The organism is Archangium lansingense, from assembly GCF_026626635.1.
GTDB classification, from domain to species: domain Bacteria; phylum Myxococcota; class Myxococcia; order Myxococcales; family Myxococcaceae; genus Archangium; species Archangium lansingense.
The window spans coordinates 13,694,072-13,711,305 of record NZ_JAPNKA010000001.1; the positions used below are offsets into that span (position 1 = coordinate 13,694,072).

Below are 17,234 nucleotides of genomic sequence, written 5' to 3' on the forward strand. Positions count from 1 at the left end.
CGCTCACCGCCCTGGTGAAGCACGAGAACATCAAGCTGTAGCCCGAGGGCTCACACCGTCGGGATGTGCGGCACGGGCGGCTCGGGGAGCTCGGGCGTCCGTTCCACCGGGGCCGGGCCACTCGGGGCCAGGGTCTCCCGGATGCGCGACTCCTCCTCCAGGCGCTCGAACTCCACCGCGTCGTGCGCGCAGAAGACGCGCACGTCTGGGTCATGCAGGCGCACCAAATCCCTCAGCCGCTCCTGGTTGATTCTTCGCAGCCGGCCGTCCTTCTGCATGAACGCCTGGTAGGCCCTCAGGCCTGGAGTGCACCGCGGCTGGTGCGGGTCCAGCTCCTCGTGGAAGAAGTACGCGTCGCCCGCGTGCAGCAGCCACTTGTCGGCGAGCTGGACCGCCACGCCTGCGTGCCCCAGCGTGTGTCCTACCAGCGGCACGAGGAGGATTTCGGGCGGCAGGCCCGCCAGCTCGCGCACGCATTCGAAGCCGTACCAGCGCTCGCCCCCGCGCGGCATGGGGTACGTCATCCAGTGCGGCTGCGTGCTCCACTGCCTCGGCCGGAAGCGCCGCCGGTCCAGCCACGTTGCCTGCGCCACCGCGGCTTCCGCCTCGGCCGCCATCACGTGCACCCGCGCCGCCGGGAAGTCGTCCAGCCCTCCGGCATGATCGAAGTCCAGGTGCGTCAGCACGATGTGCCGCACGTCCCCGGCCTTGAAGCCCAGGCGCTCGAGTTGGCGCACCGCCGTCATCTCCTCGTTGAAGCGCGGGCGGTTCAGCTTCAGGAAGAAGGGGCTCAGCCGCGGCCTCGGGTTGCGCACGTCCTCCAGCCCGAAGCCCGTGTCCACCAGCACCAGCCCCTGCTCCGTCTCCACCAGCAGGGTGTGGCACACCAGCGCTGCGGGCACGCCCTTCGGCCGGCGACGCCCATCCATCAACCGCCCTCCCAGCGGGCACATGGTGACGCAATTCAAGTGGTGGACGCGCATCCCGCGGCTCCCTTCCGCCCTCGGCCAGCCCTGCCTGGCCCTGGCTCCGTTCGCCGCAAAGGTGGGGTGCGGCCCGGGGACAGGCCAGGGACTGTGGAACGGGGAGCAGGGGAGTGGTGGGCCGACTGGCTGCCTGCTGGGGAGTCGTGTCTACTTCTCCTGGCGCCCTGTCCGTCCTTCTTTTATTGGGTGGTACCACATGGATTCGAACCCCTTGCTCCAACGGGCGTTGATGCTCATTCCGCTCGTCCTGTCGCTCTCCGTGCACGAGTTCGCTCACGCCTGGAGTGCGTGGCGCCTCGGAGACGATACCGCCGAGCGTCAGGGGCGCCTCACCCTCAATCCGATGGCGCACATCGATCCGATCGGCACGCTGCTGCTGCCGCTGCTGGGCATCCCGTTTGGCTGGGCCCGTCCCGTGCCCGTGGACCCCACGCGCTTCCGCCGCGATGTCACCATGCGCACCGGCATGATGATCACCGCCGCGGCCGGGCCGATCTCCAACCTCATCCTGGCGGCGCTGAGTGCTCTGATCTACGGCATCACCTTCCGCATCAACCCGAGCTTCCTCCCCACCAACCCCGGGCTCGAGTTCTTCCTGCAGATCATGCTGGTGGCCAACGTGGGTCTGGCCATCTTCAACCTGCTGCCCGTGCCGCCGCTCGATGGCAGCCGCATCGTCGAGGGGCTCCTGCCCTACCGGCTGCAGGGCCACTGGCAGAAGGTGCTCGCGCTCGGGCCCCTGCTGCTGCTCGCCGTCGTCTTCTTCGGCCGCGGGCTCATCTCCGGGCCCACGCGGTACGTGGTCGGGCTGCTGCACCAGTTCATCGCCACCGTGGCCCTCATCGGGACGTAGGCATCCTCGCTCGCCCGTGGGCGGCGGAGTACAGTCCGCGCCCATGCGTCCCTGGTTGCTCCTCGCCGCCGCGCTCCTCCCCGGTGCCGCAGCCGCCGGACACGATGTGTCCCTCGGCGTCACCGCCGTCACCCTCACCAACGGCGGCGTCTACAACGTCACCGCTCCCCGGTTGGGTCTCGAGGCCGCCTACGCGTACGAGCTTGGCTCCTGGCGGCTCGGTGGCGGCCTGCGCTGGGCACCTTCCGGCCGAGGCAACCTCCCGGTCGAGGTCTATGCTCGCGCTCTGCTCTCCACGAAGCTGGGGCGGTGGCAGCCCGCCGTGGGCCCCGAGTTGGGGGTGAGCGGCCTGCCCGTCATCATCTCGCCCGTGGGCGGCTTCCCGGATGACCTCTCGCGCCAGCAGGCCATGCAGCTCGGGCCCGCCTACGTGGCCGTGCACGCCGCCCCCCTGCGCTTCGCGTTTCAGCGCTTCACCGTGAGCGCCCTGGAGGTGCAGTGGGGCACCGCGCTCAACCAGCCCGGCTCTACCCTGCGCCTGCAGTTCGGCCTCGTCCACCTGGGGGTGACGCTGTGAGGACCCTGTCCGCCGCGCTCCTGCTGCTCACCGTGAGCTCCTGTGCCTCGCGGCCCTCCGTCGAAGACGCTGCCGTCTCTCGCGCTGGGGACTTCTCCGCGGGTGTGGAGAAGGTCAGGCTGGGGACGGACGTGGAGGCGCTCGTCGAGGCCCATGACAGCGACACCCCGCTGGACTGCGCTCTCTTCGATACCTCGGTGATCGACACCACGCGCCGACCCGTGTGCCACGTCACCCGGGAGAAGGCCCGGCAGCTCGTCCGCGAGCGCTTCGAGGCGCTCGGCTACACCGTCAGCACGCACGAGACGGAGGATGAGCGCTTCCCCACCATCAACGTCATCGCCGAGTTGCCTGGTGCCGAGCACCCCGACGAGGTGGTGGTGGTGGGCGCCCACTACGACGCGTACTACTCGGGCGCGGACGACAACAGCTCGGGAGTGGCCGCGATGCTGGAGATGGCGCGGCTGGCCGCGGGCAAGCGCTTCGCGCGCACCGTGCGCTTCGTGGGCTTCGACCTGGAGGAGCTCGGGCTGGTGGGCAGCACGCGCTACGTGCAGGCCCGTCCGGGAGAGGAGATCGTCGCGTCGATCATCTTCGACTGCGTCGGCTACAGGGATGCACGCCCGGGAGCGCAGCAGGGCCTGCCGGGCCTGCCCATGCCCAACACGGGAGACTTCCTCGCCGCGGTGGCCAACGCCCAGTCCCGTCCTCGGCTGGAGGAGCTGTACGCCATCTCCTCGCGGCTGGGGTACGACGGCTTCCTGTTGGGCCTGGTGGCGCCGAAGGACGGCTCCGGCCCTGCCTCGGGCAACCTCATGCGCAGCGACCATGCACCTTTCTGGATGGCCGGCCACAGCGCGCTCTTCCTCACCGACACCGCCAACTTCCGCAACCCGAACTACCACCGAGACACCGACGTGCCTTCCACGCTCGACCTGGATTTCCTCACTGATGTCACCCGGCTGTCCGCCGCCGGGCTCTCCTTCTGGGCGGAGGGGCCGCTGCCATGAGCGTCTCCGCGCTGCTTGTGCTCTCGGCCCTGGCCACCTCGCCGGTTCCGCATGAGGAGGCCGAGCCCTCACGCCACCAGTTCTCGCTGTACGCGCGCTCGGGGGCGGCGCTGTACCTGTCGCCGGCGCGCACCCACGGTGGGGTGGGCGGCGGCTTCGGTCTGCGCGACACGGTGGATGGACGGTGGTTGTTGCAGGTGGACGCGAGTGCGCTCACGGGCCTGGGCACGGCGTACTCGGTGCGAGTGGGCGCGGGAGTGCAGCGCCAGGGGTGGTGGGCGCCCGCGGCGCTGGTGAGCCTCACGGGCCTGTTTGGAGACAGGATGGACTTCCTGACACCCGAGCACGCCGTGCCGGTGCCGGGACCCTCGGTGGGGCTCGGACTGACGCTGGCGCCCGCGCGCTTCACGTTGGGGCGAGCGCAGGTGTCCGCATTGGAGCTGGGCGTGGGCTTTGGCACCGATCGGCCCGGGCTCGGACTGCTCTACGGACTCACCCTGCTCGAGGTGGGCGTGGCGTTGTGACGTCTCCCTCTCCCTTCGGGAGAGGAATCCTCGTCGGGAGCCGGCGTCTATAGCACTCGAGCTGGTATGCAGCCTCAGCCCCTGGCCTGCTGGAGCAATCGTCGGGCGCAGGATGCGAGCTCCTCGCGCAAGGCGTCCGGCTGTTTGATCTCGAAGGCAAAGGGCAGCCGCGCCAGCTCCCGCGCGAACCAGCCGAGGTCATCACTCTGGCCGCGCAGCAGCACTCCCTCAGCCACCTGTTCGAGCACGCCGAACGAGGGAAACACTCCGCGCCGTGCGGTCTCGAGGTCTGTCTCGAGCAGCACCTCGATGGCGAACGCGCGTGGCAGCGTCGCAACCGACAGCGTCAGGTGTTCCAGTGCGTCGAAGCCCTCCGGGCGGGTGAAGCTCACGTCCAGCGGCTGCACGGACCGCACTCGGTCCAGCCGGAACGAGCGCAGCCCGTTGCGCAGGTGGCAGATTCCCACGGCGTACCAGCGCCCGCCTCGCCAGGCGAGGCCGTACGGGTCGAAGTCGCGCTCGGTCTCCTCATGTTCCGCCGCGCGATAGTGCAGGCGCACGCGTCGCTGGGCCTGGGATGCAGCGCTCAGCGCAACCAGTGCGGCGTTGTCTCCAGGTGCGGTGGAGCGAGAGAGGTCGAGCGTCACTGTCTCGTCCACCGCGCGCACGCGCCGCTTCACGCTGGCCGGCATCACCCGCTCGAGCTTGGCCTGTGCACTGGCCACGGCGGGCGCTGCTTCCGCGAGCCCCAGCCCTCGCGCCGCGAGTAGTCCGACCGATAGGGCCAGGGCCTCGTCCTCGGTGAACATCATCGGCGGCAGCTTGAAGCCCGCCACCAGCATGTATGCGCCATCGCGTCCGCGCTCGGCGGTGATGGGAATGCCGAGCTCCTCCAGCATCGCGATGTAGCGGCGCACCGTCCGGCGATCGACCTCCAGCCGCCGCGCCAGCTCCGCGCCGCTCATCCGGCCGTGGGTCTGCAGCAGCTCGAGCACGGTGAGCACGCGCGTCGTGGGGCGGGACATGAGGACAGGCTCGGTTCGAATGAGGGCTGATTCCGCCCTATTTACCCCCTAGCGTGCTTTCCGTCACCCCGCCTCGCGCGCCAGCGTGGCCACGGGTCATCTCTTTCTTCGGGAGTCCTCTTCATGGAGCAGACCGCTCATCTGTGGCTCTTCTTCGTCCTGGTGTTCGGGGTCATCATCCTTCCGGGCCTCGACATGGCGTTTGTCCTCGCCAGCTCTCTGACGGGTGGTCGCAGAGCGGGCTTCTCCGCCGTGGCGGGGATCATCGCCGGTGGCGTCTGTCACGTGGCTGCTGGGGCGACGGGCGTCGCCGTGCTGCTGAAGGTCGTGCCGTCCGCGTTCAACGTGTTGCTGTGGATCGGCGCCCTGTACGTGGCGTGGATTGGCGTTTCCCTGTTCAGGAGCGGCGCCGCCTTCTCGGCCACTCCCCTCGGGGAGAAGCACTCACCCGCGGCCACGTTCCGCCGCGGAGTGCTGACCTGCCTCCTCAATCCGAAGGCCTACCTCTTCATGCTCGCTGTGTTCCCGCAGTTCGTGCGGCCGGAGTACGGACCCATCTGGCTTCAGGCCATTGTGCTCGGCACCATTATCGCGGTGACGCAGTGTGTTGTTTATGGCGCCATCGCTCTGGTCGCTGACCGCGCTCGCGGCTGGCTCGAGTCCAATCCCGCCGCCAACGTCGCGGCTGCTCGGCTCGTCGGCGGGCTCATGATGTTCGCCGCCGTTCTCACGGTCTTCGAGGGCTGGCGCAGCGCTTGAGCCGCCGGCTCACGGGTTCAACTCTGGGCGCGTGGCACCCTCACCCCGTCCCTCTCCCGGAGGGCGAGGGGAAATTGGGCGGAGTCGGGGACTGGGGAACACCGAGGGGTTTGGTGGTGCCTCAGTCCGGGAAGAACATCGGCTCGCGTGAGACCACGAAGTCCGAGATGACCGAGGTCACTTCCGGCGGCAGGTAGGTGAACTTCACGCCCAGCCCTGGCATCAGCTCGGGCGTCTTGTCGTTTACCTCGCGCGTCCAGCGCACCACCCCCGTTACCTGCATCGCCCGCGTTCCCGGCAGCAGGACGTCCACGTCCACCGTTGTTCCTCGCGGCACCGACTGCACTGTTGCCACGAAGATGCCGCCCTCGTTGATGTTCGTGGTGAAGCCCGTGAAGAAGTTCGAGTCGCTGCCCTGGTCGATCGCCGCCACCATCCGCACCCGTGTCCGCGCGCCCTGCGGGTTTGGATCCACCTGCGTCGTGTTCCCCTTCGCCTGCGCCCTCTCCACCGGGCGCGCCGCCTTCGCCTGGGTGGCCTCGCGCTCGCGCTGACGCGCCGCAGCCTCCCTCTCCCGCTGGGCCCGCGCCGCTGCCTCCGTCGAGCGCTTCAACCCCGCTTCGGCCTCGGCCAGGTCCTGCTGCGCCCGGGTGTTGAGGTGTTGCAGCGACTGCAGCGCCCGCTGGGCTTCCTCCAGCCCCCGGCGCCGGGCCTCCAGCGCCTCGTGCCGGGCCGACAGCGCCCGCTCCCGCGCGTCCTCCGTGGAGCCCGTGTGCACCGAGGCCGATTCGAGCCGCGCGCCTGCTCCTCGCACATGCTCGTCTGCTGGGCGCTCGGCCAATCCCCGCTCCACCTGCTGCCGCAGCTCCATCAGCCGGTGAGAGTGGGTCTCGGCTTCCGCAGCCGCTCGGCTGAGCTGCTCACCGAGTCGTGCTTCCTGGCTGGCCAGCTCGGACTCGGCACGCGCGAGCTCGGTCTCGCGGGAGGGTGTGGGGGCGGCGGCGGTGGACGGCGCGTTCATCTCGGCTGTCCACTCTAGCGCGTCCTCCCGGGTGCCGACGAGCCCACCGGGCCTCCCTGCCTGCCCCGAGAGTGGGGGCGCTCCCGTACCCGGGGCGTAGAGGGCTCCGCCGCAGCGGCTCTCAAGGCACGGCCGAGGTGATACCTCGCGCGGCATGCTCCCTTTTCGCGCCGGCTCTTCGGCGCTCGGGTTTTGAGAGTGAAATAATTGGAAGACATGGAAAAAAGGTGAGCCTTATTTCCGGCTCTCGCTACTGTATCTGTTTGATACGAGCAAACCATACGTCTCTTCTGGCCAGAAACCCCACAAATCGACGGTCAGGGATATGGCTTTTCATAAGAAGCCTTTATCCTGTGTTCGTTGGGTGAGACGGACGGCTCCGGCCTGTCGCGCTGTCACCCCGCACGGGGGGGGAGGGGGTCTCATGGACGCGCAAGACGTGGGCAGTTCACTCCGCCAGGGAGGACAGATGGACGCTCGACAGTTCGCGGCAGGGATGCAGACCAATGAGGATCAGGCCGTGAGGGCGGGCCGGTTGCGCGGCGAGCGGCGTCGCAAGGCTCGCAGGCGTTTGGATTTCGCCGCCTATGAGACCGTCGCCGAGCGCAATGCGGAGTTCGCCGCCGCATGTGGCGCGTGCACCTGCTTCGGTGAGCCCCACTGTCTCGACTGTGGCGGAGAGGGCCGTCCCGGCTGGCAGGTGCCCGACGAGAACCTGTTCCGCCTATATGTGGCCCCTGTCCTCGAGCGCCTTGGCCTCCAGCTTCACGACGAAGAGGCCCACCACGCCCTGTCCTGGGCCGCGCACAGCGCGAGCTAAAGGGCTCACGGACACAGAAACAACCCAGGGTTCGGGTACCCTCACCCCGTCCCTCTCCCGAAGGGAGAGGGGTTGGGGCTCTGAAGGGGTATGGGGACAGCGGTTTGGGTTTCAGTCCGCGCCCTTGATGCAGGCGATGGGCTTGAGGCGCTTGTCTACCTTCGCCAGTCCCGCCATCTCCACCGTGTCCAGCACGTCGTCCAGGTTCTTGTAGCAGGGCCCGGACTCGTCCAGCGGCGTCGTCCGCGTGTTCAGCAGGATGCCCGCCTCCGCCATGCGCTGGTCTGTCTCGGACTGGTTCAGCACCCGCCTCGCCTCGCCTCGCGACATCCTCCGTCCCGAGCCGTGGTTCACCGAGTAGATGGACCGTTCCGCCCCCTCCTCCGCGAAGAGGATGGCGCTGCCCGTCTCCATCGAGCCCGGAATCAGAATCGGGTGTCCCGTCTTCTCCCACTGCGTCTTGCGCAGCGCCGGGTGCCCTCCCGGGAACGCTCGCGTGGCTCCCTTGCGCGCCACGAACTTCCCCGCCTCCTTCTGGATGAGGTTGTGGGAAATCTCGTAGTAGATGTCCGCCGTCCCGCCGAACACCTCTTCGAGCGCCGCGCACACCGCCTCGCCGATGATGAGCCGGTTGGCCACCGCGAAGTTGGCCGCCATGTTGTGCAGGTTCCAGTACTCGCGCCCCAGCCGGCTGTCCGCGTCCAGCCAGATGAAGTCCTCGCTGCGCTTGCTCAGCCCCAGCGCCGCCGCTCCCTCCACGAAGTAGTGCTTCGCGATGTTCCACCCGAAGCCTCGGCTCCCCGTGTGCAACATCACCCACACGCGGCCGTCCTCGTCCACCTGCATCTCCGTGAAGTGGTTGCCCCCGCCCAGGCTCCCCAGCTGGTCCCGCTTGTCGTAGGCCTTCTCCGGGATGTCCACCCGGTCATCCTCCACCGGGATGAAGTCGCGCTCCGTCGTGGACGCACTGCGGCCCAGTGCTTTCGCCCCGTGGCGCACCACCTCGGCGAACGTGCGCGCGCTGACGCTCCGCTGCTTCTGTACCCGTGACGCCCCCACGCCCACCGCAATCCGCTTCGTCACCTCGTCAATCCACTGGCGGCGCTTCGCCTTGTCCGCCACGTCCTCGGCCGTCAGCGTCGTCTTGAGCTGCACCATGCCACAGCCAATGTCGTACCCGGCCGCCGTGGGCAGCAGGATGCCGTCCGTCTCCACCACCGTGCCAATGGGCACCCCGTAGCCCAGGTGACAGTCCGGCGTCACCGCCACCCGCGTCACCCCTGGGAAGGACGCCGCGTTGACCACCTGGTCGAAGACGCCCTCTTCCAAGCCGGGCAGCTCGGGACCCTCGCCCCACAGCAGCTTGTCCGAGAGGAACAGGTGCGCATCCACCCGCATCGTCTTGGTCTTGGGCAGGACGAAGTGACCCTCCGCGACCTTCTCCAACCTTTGCGTCCAGCTCATGGCGATTTCTCCCGGAGTCATTCAACCGTTGGCAGCGACGGAACCGTCCATTGGAAGCTGACGGACAGAGCAAGCGGGCAGCCTTGCGAGCGATCCACGGCTGGCGTGTCGCAGGTGTCGTTCATAGTGCGCCCGCAGTTGCCCCTTCACTGAAGAATTCCCATTCCTATTCCGGAGCTTCAAGGGGGGTAGGGAGATGGGGATTCTCGGAGCGCTGTTGGTGGCTGTCACCGTGAACGCGGGACCCGTCGACGTGAAGACGGCCCCGGTGTTCAACCCCGCAGTGTGTAGCAAGAAGCGGGTGGATGCGTGCGGTTGCCACCACGTCTACGGTGTGCGCCACTGTCATCCCAAGCGCAAGAGCGACCACTGTGAGGCCATGGTGCAGGCCTTCGAGCCCACCGAGCAGAACGTCTCCACCGAGCAGGAGCTCTTCTCCCACGAGCCGGAGCCCACCACCGAGCAGGAGCCGGTGGACTTCGCCACCCTCTAGCCTGCCTGGTTCACGGCCAATTGGGTGGGGCGGATAGACTTCCGCCCCATGCGCATCCTCGTCGTGGCGTGTGGCACTCGTGGTGACTTCCAACCCATGCTGGCGCTCGCCCTGGCGCTGCGCCGGGCCGGGCACGAGGCGCTGCTGGCGGCCACGCCCACCTTTGCTTCCGAGGCCAGCGCCCTTGGGGTGCCCTTCGCGCCCGTGGGCATGGATTTCCAGCAGCTGATTACACGCCATCGCTCGGAGCTGCAGCCCCACCGGCCGTTGAGCGCCATCCGTTTGATGAACCGCCTCATCCCGGAGGGGGTCCGCGCCGAGTGGGAGTCGCTCCGTCCCCTGGCTCGCGGGTCCGACCTGGTCGTTGGCGCGGGGGCGACGCTCACCTCGCGCAGTGTCGCCGAGGCCGCCCACGTCCCTTACCGCTACGTCGCGTATACGCCGCAGATCCTGCCCTCGGTCTGGCACCCGCCGGTGATGCTTCCCCTCACCGGGACGCCGCGCTGGCTCAACCGGCTCTGCTGGGCGGGCATCCGTTCCATCTACAACCGCGTCCTGCTCCCCTCGCTCAACACGTGGCGCCAGAGCGAGGGGCTCCCTCCCGTCCCCTGTGCCATCCGCCACGTCTTCTCCCCTGACACCTCGCTGCTGGCCGCCGACCCGGAGGTGGCTCCGGCACCGCCGGATCTCCCCGTGCCTCAAGTCGGCGCCTTCCACCTCGAGGATCCCCGGCCCCTGCCCGCCGAGGTCGAGCGGTTCCTCGCCGACGGGGAGCGCCCCATCTACATCGGCTTTGGCAGCATGCCGGACTCGGACGCCGCGCGGACCAGTCTGACCCTCGCCGAGGCCGCTCGGCGCGCCGGGTGCCGCGCCCTGCTGTCCTCGGGCTGGGCTGGCCTGGGCGGTGAGAGTCTGGGCTCACACGTCCTGGTGGTGGGGCCGCTCTCCCACGGGCAGCTCTTCCCCCGGCTGGCCGGCATCGTCCACCACGGCGGCGCGGGCACCACCTCCGCCTCCACTCGGGCGGGTGTTCCCCAGGTCGTCGTTCCCCACATGGTGGATCAGTTCATGAATGCGCACTACGTGTGCACCGCCGGGATTGGGACCTCGCTCACCCGCGGGCAGCTCGGAGTGGAGCGACTGGTGCGCGCGCTCATCCACATCCGCGAGGACTCCGCCATGCGCGAGCGCGCCGCCCGGGTCGGCGAGCGGGTCCGTGAGAGGGATTCCCTGGCGGCGGCCGTGGAACTGCTCGAGCGGGCCGCCGGAGGGGCTCACTCCTCGGGTGTGACGGTCACCTCCAGCGTGAACTCCCGCGACATCACCCTTTCGAGGTCGTCCACCTCGTAGGCTGTCAGCGGCGTGCGCGAGGAGATCACCACCCAGCGCGTCCCCGGCGCCGCCCTCAGCGCGAGCGTGTTCCCCGACAGCCTCCGCACCTCGGCCGGAGACGGCAGGGGCTCCGAGGTCGAGGCTGGAGACGGTGGCAGGGCCAGCCGCCCCGGGACGTTCGCTTGCCGCGTGTGCAGCTCCACCATGTCTCGCTTGTGCTCGGGGATGCGCGAGGGCGGCGGCATCGGTGGGGGCACGTGCACTGCCTGGCGCTGCGCGTGTGCGGGAGATAGCTGCTCCAGGGCCCGCGCCACCTCGTTGTCCCTCGGGTCCAGCTCCAGCGCCACCTTCAACGCCGCTCGCGCTCGCGCCTCACACCCAAGCTGCAGCAACAGCTCCGCCGCCGTCCGGTAAGAGTTGAGTGCCTTCTGTTTGTCTCCCGCTCGCCTCCACGCCTCGGCGTGGCGCACGTAGAGGTGCGGGTCCCTCGGCTCCAGCTCCAACAGCTTCCCGTAGGTGCGCGCGCACTCGGCGAACTTCCGCCTCGAGTACAGGTCCAGCGCTCGCTCCTTCAACTCCCGCACACCCATCACCACCCCCGGCCCTGCCCCCGAGAACCACTTTCGCCAGCCCTGTCCGCCGGAGGTACAAGCATGGGCTGTGCCGGGGCCTGTCCGGGCAAGGGTGTTCCCCGGGACGAGAGCTCCGTCCTCACTCCAGCATTCCCGCTGTTCTCCTCCCGGCAGCCCGAAGGTCGGTCCGCGCCCTACCCGGAGGATTCCGGTGGCTCCCGGTTCAAACCGCCTTCCCGGACCCTGTAAGAAGGGAGGGCGGCCCCGCTCCAGCCTGTAATTCGCGGCCGGCTTCGCACTCCCCCCATGTCCCACTCGTCCTCGCTCGCCCGGTTGCTCATCCCCCACCTTCGGTCCGAGGCCCGCACCGCATACGCGGAGCTGCCCTCGCTGGAGTCGGTGCTCTCCGAGCTGCTCGCCTCGGCCCGCGCGGCGTGGCCCCGGGCGCGACTCGAGGACGCTGTCTTCCTCCGCTACCTCGCCGAGCGTCTCGCCCCAGCCTCCGAGCCCGAGCGCACCCTGCGCGCCCTCCCTGTTGCGGACCTCTTCCTCGCCTGTGCCTGCGTGCACGGGGATGCCGCCGCCCATGCCGCGCTGGACGCGCACTTCCTCCCCAAGGTGACCGCCGCCGTCGCACGCGTGCACCCGGGCGCCGATGCTGCCTCCGAGGTGTGCCAGGTGCTGCGCGAGAAGCTCCTCACCTCCGAAGCGGGCCAGCCGCCCCGCCTCGCCGGCTACCTGGGCCAGGGCCCTCTTGCCGCGTGGTTGCGCGCCGCCGCCGTCCGCACCGCCCTCAACCTGCGCCGCACCGCCCAACGCCAGGCCCGTGCCGAGGAGGAGGCCCTCGCCGACGCCACCCTCCCTGGGGGCACCCACCCCGAATTGGAGCACCTGCGCCAGCGCCACCGGGCTGACTTCCAGGCCGCCCTCGCCGAGGCCCTCGCCGCCTTGCCCTCGCGCGAGCGCACCGTCCTGCGTCTCCACCTCGTCGAGGGGCTGAGCCTGGAGCGCATTGGCACCGTGTACCGCACCCACAAGTCCACCGTCTCCCGGTGGCTGGCCCACGCCCGTGAGGAGGTGCTCGCTGGCACCCGCTCCCGGCTCGCCGAGCGCCTGCGCCTGTCCTCCGGCGAGCTGCACAGCCTGCTGCGTGACGTGCCCGCGCAGCTCGACCAGAGCCTCTCCTCGCTGCTGGCCAGCACCGGGCGCAACGAGGGCTCGTGATTTTTTTTCGCGCCGCCGTGCAACACCGCGCGGCCACCGGTGTCATCCGGGCAGAACGCAGGAACAACGGAGGACACCATGAACGTGAAGAAGATGATGGGAGTGCTGGCTGTGACGGCGGTGGCGGTGTTCGGCACGGTGGCGGGCGCGGAGGAGGCGGCTCCCCCGGCGGCCCAGGGCAGCGCCGAGGCCCCCGCTGAGACGATCAGCCTCAAGAAGGGCGGGGTGCACACCCTGGAGGTGAAGGAGCTCGTGCGCATCGCGGTGGGGGACTCGAGTACGGCCGACGTCTCCGTGGTGGGCGGCTCGCGCATCCGCATCTCCGGGCGCGCGAAGGGCTCGACGACCCTGCTGGTGTGGACGAAGGACGGGGAGCGCAAGGCGTACACGCTCATCGTCCAGGGCTGAGCCGGGCCCGGTGGCTTCCCGTGGCGGCGCGCGCCTGCGAGAATCGGGACCCGATGTCCCTGGAATCGAGGTTCCGCGCGCCGGACGGGTGCCCGGACGAGAACGTGCTCGCAGGTTTCGCCTCGGGCGCGCTGTCCCATGCGGATACGCCGCGCCTGGAGCAACACCTGGACGGGTGCGCCGCGTGCCGGGCGTTGGTGGCGGCGGTGGCAGCCGAGGTCTCGGGGCCGGGTGCTTCGAGCGCTCCCACGTGCCTGGACACGGGCGCGCCCACGCTGCCCATGCATCCCGGAGCGCATGCGCTGGTTCCGGGGGCCCAGGTGGGCCGCTACGTCGTCGAGGGGCCTCTCGGCGAGGGCGGCATGGGCGTGGTGTACGCGGCGAGGGACCCCGGGTTGGGGCGCACGGTGGCGCTGAAGCTGTTGCGTCCGGGTGGGGGCGGAGACGAGGGCCGGGCGCGGTTGGTGCGAGAGGCCCAGGCGATGGCGCGGTTGGCGCATCCCAACGTGCTGCCCCTGTTCGAGATGGGGACGGAGGGAGGGAGTGTCTTCCTCGCGATGGAGCGGGTGGAGGGCCCCACGCTGGCGGGCTGGCTGCGCGAGCGCGAGCGGCCGTGGCGCGAGGTGCTCTCCCTGTTCCTCCAGGCGGGCGAGGGGCTGGCGGCGGCGCACCGGGCGGGACTGGTGCACCGGGACTTCAAGCCAGCCAACGTGCTGGTGGGCACGGATGGGCGGCCACGCGTCACGGACTTCGGGCTGGTGCGGCACGGGGCCGGAGGGGACGAGGGATTCCCAGGAGACATCGCGTCTGGAGACACAGGTGAGTCGCTCACCCGCGCGGGAGCAGTGCCAGGAACACCCGCGTACATGTCCCCCGAGCAGCTCGCGGGCCGCGAGGTGGACGCTCGCGGAGACCAGTTCAGCTTCTGCGTGGCGCTCCACGAGGCGCTGTATGGCCTTCGCCCCTTCGACGTACGAGTGCGTGGAGAGGCTCGCTGGAGCCGGGTGCCGATGCCGCGAGGCCCTCGCCTGCCAGGGTATGTGCGGGCCGCGCTCGACCGGGGGCTGGCGCTGGAGCCGGAGGCACGCTTCCCCTCCATGGATGCGATGCTGGTGGCGCTATCCCGTCCATCCGGTCCACGCTGGCTTCCGGTGGTGACGGTGGTGGCGGGGCTGGGGCTGCTGCTCGCGGGGGCGGACGTCGTGGTGTGGCGGACGCGGGAGCCGGTGGCTTCGTCGAAGCAGGAGTCCCTGCCGCTCTCGCTGGTGAAGGGTACGCCCTCGGCGATCGTGCTCCCCGGGGTGACGCGCGTGGCGGTGGGCGCCATCGGCGTCGTGGATGCGACCGTGGTGGGCGACGACACGCTGCGGCTCGAGCCGCTCGAGGTGGGCACCACCAAGGTGCTGGTGTGGATGCGGAACGGTGAGCGCCGGGAGTACACCGTGTCGGTGGCCCCACACTGAGCCGAGGCTCCCCCCTTTACGGGCGCGTGGGCGAGGGGACTATCGTGGGAGTCCTCTCGCTGTGGAGGGCTGCTCGTTGCGCTCCATCAATCCCCTGGCGTCCTGGCGGTGGTGTCTCCTGGCGGTCCTCGCGGTGGGCTGCGCGCACTCGAGCACGGGCACGAGCGCTGCCCCGACGGCTGCTTCCTCCGAGGCCCCTCGCACCGATGCCAATCACGCCGAGGCCCGGGAGCTCGCCGACAAGATGTTTGGCCCCGAGGCCCAGGCCTCGAAGCGCAAACAGGAGAAGGTGCGCAGGCTGATGGCGCTCACGGGGGCGGAGGACACGGGCCAGCAGATGCTGGACATCATGACGAGCCACTTCGAGCAGATGTCGACGAGCGTGCCGCCGGGCTTCCTGGAGAAGTTCCGCGAGGTGGCGCGGCAGGAGTCCATCGTGGACATGCTGGTGCCCGTGTACATGAAGCACTTCACCGAGGAGGACCTGGACGCGGCCATCGCCTTCCACGAGTCGCCCGCGGGCAAGCGCTTCCTCGCGGCCCAGCCTCGGGTGATGGAGGAGGCGAAGGAGGTGGGTGAGAAGTGGGGCGTGCAGCTCGCGGAGAAGACGCTGCGGGCGCTCGCCGAGGAGGCGCGGCAGGCACAACCCGCGCGCCACGATGGACAGCAGCTGTAGCGCCATTCCCAGCGCCATTCCCTCTCCCTCTGGGAGAGGGTCAGGGTGAGGGTCTACACGCAGGGACTACCCTCACCCCCCGCCCTCTCCCAGAGGGAGAGGGAGTCACCGGTCCTCACGACAGCAGGAACAGGGCGTTGGCGCTGGCGATGGGTTTGCTCCGATCCTCCTGCCAGGCCTGTACCTGCAGGTTCGCCACGCGCCGGCCGAGCCGCGTAATCGTGGCCTTGGCCAGCGTGTCCTGCGGCCTTCCCGAGCGCAGGAAGTCCACGGTGATGCTGATGATCTTGGGCACGCGGTCCGTCTGGGTGCGCAGCAGCAGCTCGAAGATGGCGGCGGACTCCAGTAGCGCGCCGAGCGTGCCGCCATGCAGCGCGGGGATGGAGCTGTTGCCAATGAGCATGGGCGCGTAGCGCATGCGGCACAGCACTTCACCGGTGGTGTTCTCCACGCCGATGCCGAGGAAGCGCGTGTAGGGAATCGCCTCGGTGAGCAGGTGGTAGTCACCCGTGTGGCGCACCTGGCGCAGGAGGTTGGCGATGCGGGTGGGGGGGCTGGGGGGCGTGCTCTCCATGGCTCAGTCCTCCACGATGATGAAGGTGCCCTGCGCCGAGGCCACCGGGTTGTTGGGGTCACCGTGGTGCGCGAGCGCTCGCACGAAGGCCACCGCGCGCGTGAGCTTGTAGCACTCGGCGCGTGCGAGCAGATCCTTCCCCGGCGTGGCGGGATGCAGGTAGTCGATGCGCAGGTCCAACGTGGCGATGCGCGCCATCCGCGCCATCTTCATGAAGACGGAGATGCCACACGTGGCGTCGATGAGCGTCGTCACCGCACCGCCGTGCAGCACACCTGTCTCGGGGTTGCCCACCAGGTTCTCCGAGTAGGGCAGCCGCATGGTGGCCTCCGCGGCCCCCAGGTCCACCACGCTCAGGCCCAGCGTGTGGTTGTGCGGGACGGAGTCATTCATGAAGCGGTTGATGCTCTCCATCATCTGCTGCTTGTCTTCGGGGAACGCGTCGTCGCTCGCCATACGAGAAGGTGGATACCAGCTAGGGCGCTGGGACACCACCACGGTCGGAGCGAGCGCGGTTCAGAAGCGGGGATCCAACCGCACCGTCTCCAACTCCTGACGCACCATGCGCTGGAAGAGGGCGGGGCCCACCCAGGTGTACATGGCGAGCCCCAGCCAGACGAGCTGGATGATGGAGGCGAGCTGGGGCTGGCCCAGGTCCTTCGTGGCCTGGGTAGCGAAGCGGTAGACCACGAAGGCACCCAGCAGCACGAGGGTGCTCCGGGTGTCCCCCAGCGAGCCCATGAACATGGCATAGCGCCACCACAGGCCGAGCAGCGGGCTCTGCCTCGCCTTGATGCTGGCCAGCAGCCGCAGCGCGCCCTCGTCGGTGGCATTCTGGCGCAGGGCCCACAGGGCGTGCTCGCGCGCGTCCTCGATGCTGCCCTGGCGCAGGTGCACGTGCCCCATGAGCACCAGTCCGTCCTGGAACTCGGGCCGGGCGGTGAGGGCATCGCGGGCCCACTGCTCGGCGCGCTTCACCTCTCCTCGCTCCAGTGCGTCCTCGCCCAGCGCCACCATCGTGTCCGGATCGTCCGGAGCCAGGGCAATGGCCCGCTGCAGCACCTCGCGCTTGCGCTCCTTCTGGCCCGTCAGGTCGAAGAAGCGGGCCTGGAGGACGAGGTTGTCCGCATCGTCAGGCTCCAGCTCCAGCAGGTTGTGGAGGTGCTGCTCGGCGTCCTTGAAGCGGCGGCGCGCCATGGCCGCCGAGGCCGCGGCGGTATGGGCCAAGGGCAACAACGGCTCCAGCGACAGGGCGATGCCGGCCTCGTGCTCGGCGGCGTGCGGGCGCTTGAGGGCCAGCAGCACCAGCGACAACAGGGCATGCGCCTCCGGGTCTTCCGGATCCTCGCTGAGGGCACGGCGCAGCGTCTCCATGGCGCCGCGGTGGTCCCCGCGGTGGAGCTGCTGCAGCGCGTAGTGGCGCCACGAGTGAGAGGGAGAGTCAGTCATGAGG

The 17,234-nt window shown here is 69.6% G+C and carries 20 protein-coding genes; 12 read left to right on the forward strand and 8 right to left on the reverse strand.

Annotated elements, in window-relative coordinates:
- Window positions 1-50: 50 nt before the first annotated feature.
- Window positions 51-983 carry an MBL fold metallo-hydrolase gene (locus OV287_RS55535; protein WP_267542210.1) on the reverse strand — a complete coding sequence of 311 codons (933 nt, stop codon included), beginning with the start codon at window positions 981-983 and terminating at the stop codon, window positions 51-53.
- Between the two features lie 199 nt (window positions 984-1,182).
- On the opposite strand from OV287_RS55535, the gene OV287_RS55540 reads away from it, so the two are divergent.
- From OV287_RS55540 to OV287_RS55555, 4 genes are read left to right on the forward strand one after another with little or no spacing between them, the layout of a single operon-like run.
- Window positions 1,183-1,839: a site-2 protease family protein gene (locus tag OV287_RS55540; RefSeq protein ID WP_267542211.1), complete on the forward strand. Its 657-nt coding sequence runs from the start codon at window positions 1,183-1,185 to the stop codon at window positions 1,837-1,839.
- A gap of 43 nt (window positions 1,840-1,882) precedes the next feature.
- Window positions 1,883-2,416, forward strand: a complete 534-nt coding sequence (locus OV287_RS55545) for a hypothetical protein (RefSeq protein ID WP_267542212.1) — start codon at window positions 1,883-1,885, stop codon at window positions 2,414-2,416.
- Window positions 2,413-3,426 (forward strand): M28 family peptidase, encoded by a 1,014-nt coding sequence (locus OV287_RS55550; protein WP_267542213.1) that lies wholly within the window; start codon window positions 2,413-2,415, stop codon window positions 3,424-3,426. Before OV287_RS55545 ends, OV287_RS55550 begins: the two co-directional genes overlap by 4 nt.
- Window positions 3,423-3,950, forward strand: a complete 528-nt coding sequence (locus OV287_RS55555) for a hypothetical protein (RefSeq protein WP_267542214.1) — start codon at window positions 3,423-3,425, stop codon at window positions 3,948-3,950. Before OV287_RS55550 ends, OV287_RS55555 begins: the two co-directional genes overlap by 4 nt.
- A gap of 74 nt (window positions 3,951-4,024) precedes the next feature.
- On the opposite strand, the gene OV287_RS55560 is transcribed toward OV287_RS55555, so the two are convergent.
- Window positions 4,025-4,975, reverse strand: coding sequence for a helix-turn-helix transcriptional regulator (locus OV287_RS55560; RefSeq protein WP_267542215.1), 951 nt, complete (start codon window positions 4,973-4,975; stop codon window positions 4,025-4,027).
- Window positions 4,976-5,098: 123 nt separating this feature from the next.
- Here OV287_RS55560 and OV287_RS55565 point away from each other — a divergent pair, with 123 nt between their 5' ends.
- Window positions 5,099-5,734, forward strand: coding sequence for a LysE family translocator (locus OV287_RS55565; protein ID WP_267542216.1), 636 nt, complete (start codon window positions 5,099-5,101; stop codon window positions 5,732-5,734).
- A gap of 121 nt (window positions 5,735-5,855) precedes the next feature.
- Here OV287_RS55565 and OV287_RS55570 read toward each other — a convergent pair whose 3' ends face one another.
- A complete protein-coding gene (locus OV287_RS55570; protein ID WP_267542217.1) occupies window positions 5,856-6,755 on the reverse strand; it encodes a TIGR02266 family protein in 900 nt (299 codons plus the stop codon).
- Window positions 6,756-7,224: 469 nt separating this feature from the next.
- Between OV287_RS55570 and OV287_RS55575 the strand changes: the two genes are divergently transcribed.
- The gene (locus OV287_RS55575) at window positions 7,225-7,575 is read left to right on the forward strand and encodes a hypothetical protein (RefSeq protein WP_267542218.1); all 351 of its coding nucleotides are present in this window, start codon (window positions 7,225-7,227) and stop codon (window positions 7,573-7,575) included.
- Between the two features lie 111 nt (window positions 7,576-7,686).
- Here the strand turns inward: OV287_RS55575 and OV287_RS55580 are convergent, their stop codons facing one another.
- Window positions 7,687-9,039, reverse strand: coding sequence for an RtcB family protein (locus tag OV287_RS55580; RefSeq protein WP_267542219.1), 1,353 nt, complete (start codon window positions 9,037-9,039; stop codon window positions 7,687-7,689).
- A gap of 196 nt (window positions 9,040-9,235) precedes the next feature.
- Between OV287_RS55580 and OV287_RS55585 the strand changes: the two genes are divergently transcribed.
- Both OV287_RS55585 and OV287_RS55590 read left to right on the forward strand, forming a co-directional pair.
- A complete protein-coding gene (locus tag OV287_RS55585; RefSeq protein WP_267542220.1) occupies window positions 9,236-9,532 on the forward strand; it encodes a hypothetical protein in 297 nt (98 codons plus the stop codon).
- 48 nt (window positions 9,533-9,580) lie between these two features.
- Entirely contained in the window at window positions 9,581-10,882 is a 1,302-nt protein-coding gene (locus OV287_RS55590) for a glycosyltransferase (RefSeq protein WP_267542221.1), read from the forward strand.
- On the opposite strand, the gene OV287_RS55595 is transcribed toward OV287_RS55590, so the two are convergent.
- The gene (locus OV287_RS55595; RefSeq protein ID WP_267542222.1) at window positions 10,807-11,454 is read right to left on the reverse strand and encodes a tetratricopeptide repeat protein; all 648 of its coding nucleotides are present in this window, start codon (window positions 11,452-11,454) and stop codon (window positions 10,807-10,809) included. The two genes, OV287_RS55590 and OV287_RS55595, sit on opposite strands and share 76 nt — an antisense overlap.
- A 288-nt stretch (window positions 11,455-11,742) precedes the next feature.
- Between OV287_RS55595 and OV287_RS55600 the strand changes: the two genes are divergently transcribed.
- The 4 genes from OV287_RS55600 (at window position 11,743) to OV287_RS55615 (ending at window position 15,207) form a co-directional block, all read left to right on the forward strand.
- Window positions 11,743-12,660 (forward strand): sigma-70 family RNA polymerase sigma factor, encoded by a 918-nt coding sequence (locus OV287_RS55600; RefSeq protein WP_267542223.1) that lies wholly within the window; start codon window positions 11,743-11,745, stop codon window positions 12,658-12,660.
- A 78-nt stretch (window positions 12,661-12,738) separates the two neighbouring features.
- Window positions 12,739-13,068, forward strand: a complete 330-nt coding sequence (locus OV287_RS55605) for a pilus assembly protein N-terminal domain-containing protein (protein ID WP_267542224.1) — start codon at window positions 12,739-12,741, stop codon at window positions 13,066-13,068.
- 53 nt (window positions 13,069-13,121) lie between these two features.
- On the forward strand, window positions 13,122-14,531 hold the full coding sequence (locus OV287_RS55610) for a protein kinase domain-containing protein (RefSeq protein ID WP_267542225.1): 1,410 nt from the start codon (window positions 13,122-13,124) through the stop codon (window positions 14,529-14,531).
- Window positions 14,532-14,607: 76 nt separating this feature from the next.
- On the forward strand, window positions 14,608-15,207 hold the full coding sequence (locus tag OV287_RS55615) for a DUF2059 domain-containing protein (protein ID WP_267542226.1): 600 nt from the start codon (window positions 14,608-14,610) through the stop codon (window positions 15,205-15,207).
- Window positions 15,208-15,322: 115 nt separating this feature from the next.
- Here the strand turns inward: OV287_RS55615 and OV287_RS55620 are convergent, their stop codons facing one another.
- Genes OV287_RS55620 through OV287_RS55630 form a run of 3 tightly spaced genes read right to left on the reverse strand, consistent with a single transcriptional unit; the run spans window position 15,323 to window position 17,230 of the window.
- Window positions 15,323-15,781, reverse strand: a complete 459-nt coding sequence (locus tag OV287_RS55620; protein WP_267542227.1) for a PaaI family thioesterase — start codon at window positions 15,779-15,781, stop codon at window positions 15,323-15,325.
- Window positions 15,782-15,784: 3 nt separating this feature from the next.
- Window positions 15,785-16,237 (reverse strand): PaaI family thioesterase, encoded by a 453-nt coding sequence (locus OV287_RS55625; RefSeq protein ID WP_267542228.1) that lies wholly within the window; start codon window positions 16,235-16,237, stop codon window positions 15,785-15,787.
- A gap of 60 nt (window positions 16,238-16,297) precedes the next feature.
- Window positions 16,298-17,230, reverse strand: coding sequence for a tetratricopeptide repeat protein (locus OV287_RS55630; protein WP_373371899.1), 933 nt, complete (start codon window positions 17,228-17,230; stop codon window positions 16,298-16,300).
- Window positions 17,231-17,234: the final 4 nt, after the last annotated feature.

Excerpts from the sequence above, each read along its gene's own strand:
- OV287_RS55565 (WP_267542216.1), top strand. The coding sequence starts at position 5,099 with ATGGAGCAGACCGCTCATCTGTGGCTCTTCTTCGTCCTGGTGTTCGGG.
- OV287_RS55570 (WP_267542217.1), bottom strand. The coding sequence starts at position 6,755 with ATGAACGCGCCGTCCACCGCCGCCGCCCCCACACCCTCCCGCGAGACC.
- OV287_RS55590 (WP_267542221.1), top strand. The coding sequence starts at position 9,581 with ATGCGCATCCTCGTCGTGGCGTGTGGCACTCGTGGTGACTTCCAACCC.
- OV287_RS55580 (WP_267542219.1), bottom strand. The coding sequence starts at position 9,039 with ATGAGCTGGACGCAAAGGTTGGAGAAGGTCGCGGAGGGTCACTTCGTC.
- OV287_RS55600 (WP_267542223.1), top strand. The coding sequence starts at position 11,743 with ATGTCCCACTCGTCCTCGCTCGCCCGGTTGCTCATCCCCCACCTTCGG.
- OV287_RS55605 (WP_267542224.1), top strand. The coding sequence starts at position 12,739 with ATGAACGTGAAGAAGATGATGGGAGTGCTGGCTGTGACGGCGGTGGCG.
- OV287_RS55555 (WP_267542214.1), top strand. The coding sequence starts at position 3,423 with ATGAGCGTCTCCGCGCTGCTTGTGCTCTCGGCCCTGGCCACCTCGCCG.
- OV287_RS55540 (WP_267542211.1), top strand. The coding sequence starts at position 1,183 with ATGGATTCGAACCCCTTGCTCCAACGGGCGTTGATGCTCATTCCGCTC.
- OV287_RS55560 (WP_267542215.1), bottom strand. The coding sequence starts at position 4,975 with ATGTCCCGCCCCACGACGCGCGTGCTCACCGTGCTCGAGCTGCTGCAG.
- OV287_RS55595 (WP_267542222.1), bottom strand. The coding sequence starts at position 11,454 with ATGGGTGTGCGGGAGTTGAAGGAGCGAGCGCTGGACCTGTACTCGAGG.
- OV287_RS55630 (WP_373371899.1), bottom strand. The coding sequence starts at position 17,230 with ATGACTGACTCTCCCTCTCACTCGTGGCGCCACTACGCGCTGCAGCAG.
- OV287_RS55545 (WP_267542212.1), top strand. The coding sequence starts at position 1,883 with ATGCGTCCCTGGTTGCTCCTCGCCGCCGCGCTCCTCCCCGGTGCCGCA.
- OV287_RS55585 (WP_267542220.1), top strand. The coding sequence starts at position 9,236 with ATGGGGATTCTCGGAGCGCTGTTGGTGGCTGTCACCGTGAACGCGGGA.
- OV287_RS55575 (WP_267542218.1), top strand. The coding sequence starts at position 7,225 with ATGGACGCTCGACAGTTCGCGGCAGGGATGCAGACCAATGAGGATCAG.
- OV287_RS55535 (WP_267542210.1), bottom strand. The coding sequence starts at position 983 with ATGCGCGTCCACCACTTGAATTGCGTCACCATGTGCCCGCTGGGAGGG.
- OV287_RS55620 (WP_267542227.1), bottom strand. The coding sequence starts at position 15,781 with ATGGAGAGCACGCCCCCCAGCCCCCCCACCCGCATCGCCAACCTCCTG.
- OV287_RS55625 (WP_267542228.1), bottom strand. The coding sequence starts at position 16,237 with ATGGCGAGCGACGACGCGTTCCCCGAAGACAAGCAGCAGATGATGGAG.
- OV287_RS55610 (WP_267542225.1), top strand. The coding sequence starts at position 13,122 with ATGTCCCTGGAATCGAGGTTCCGCGCGCCGGACGGGTGCCCGGACGAG.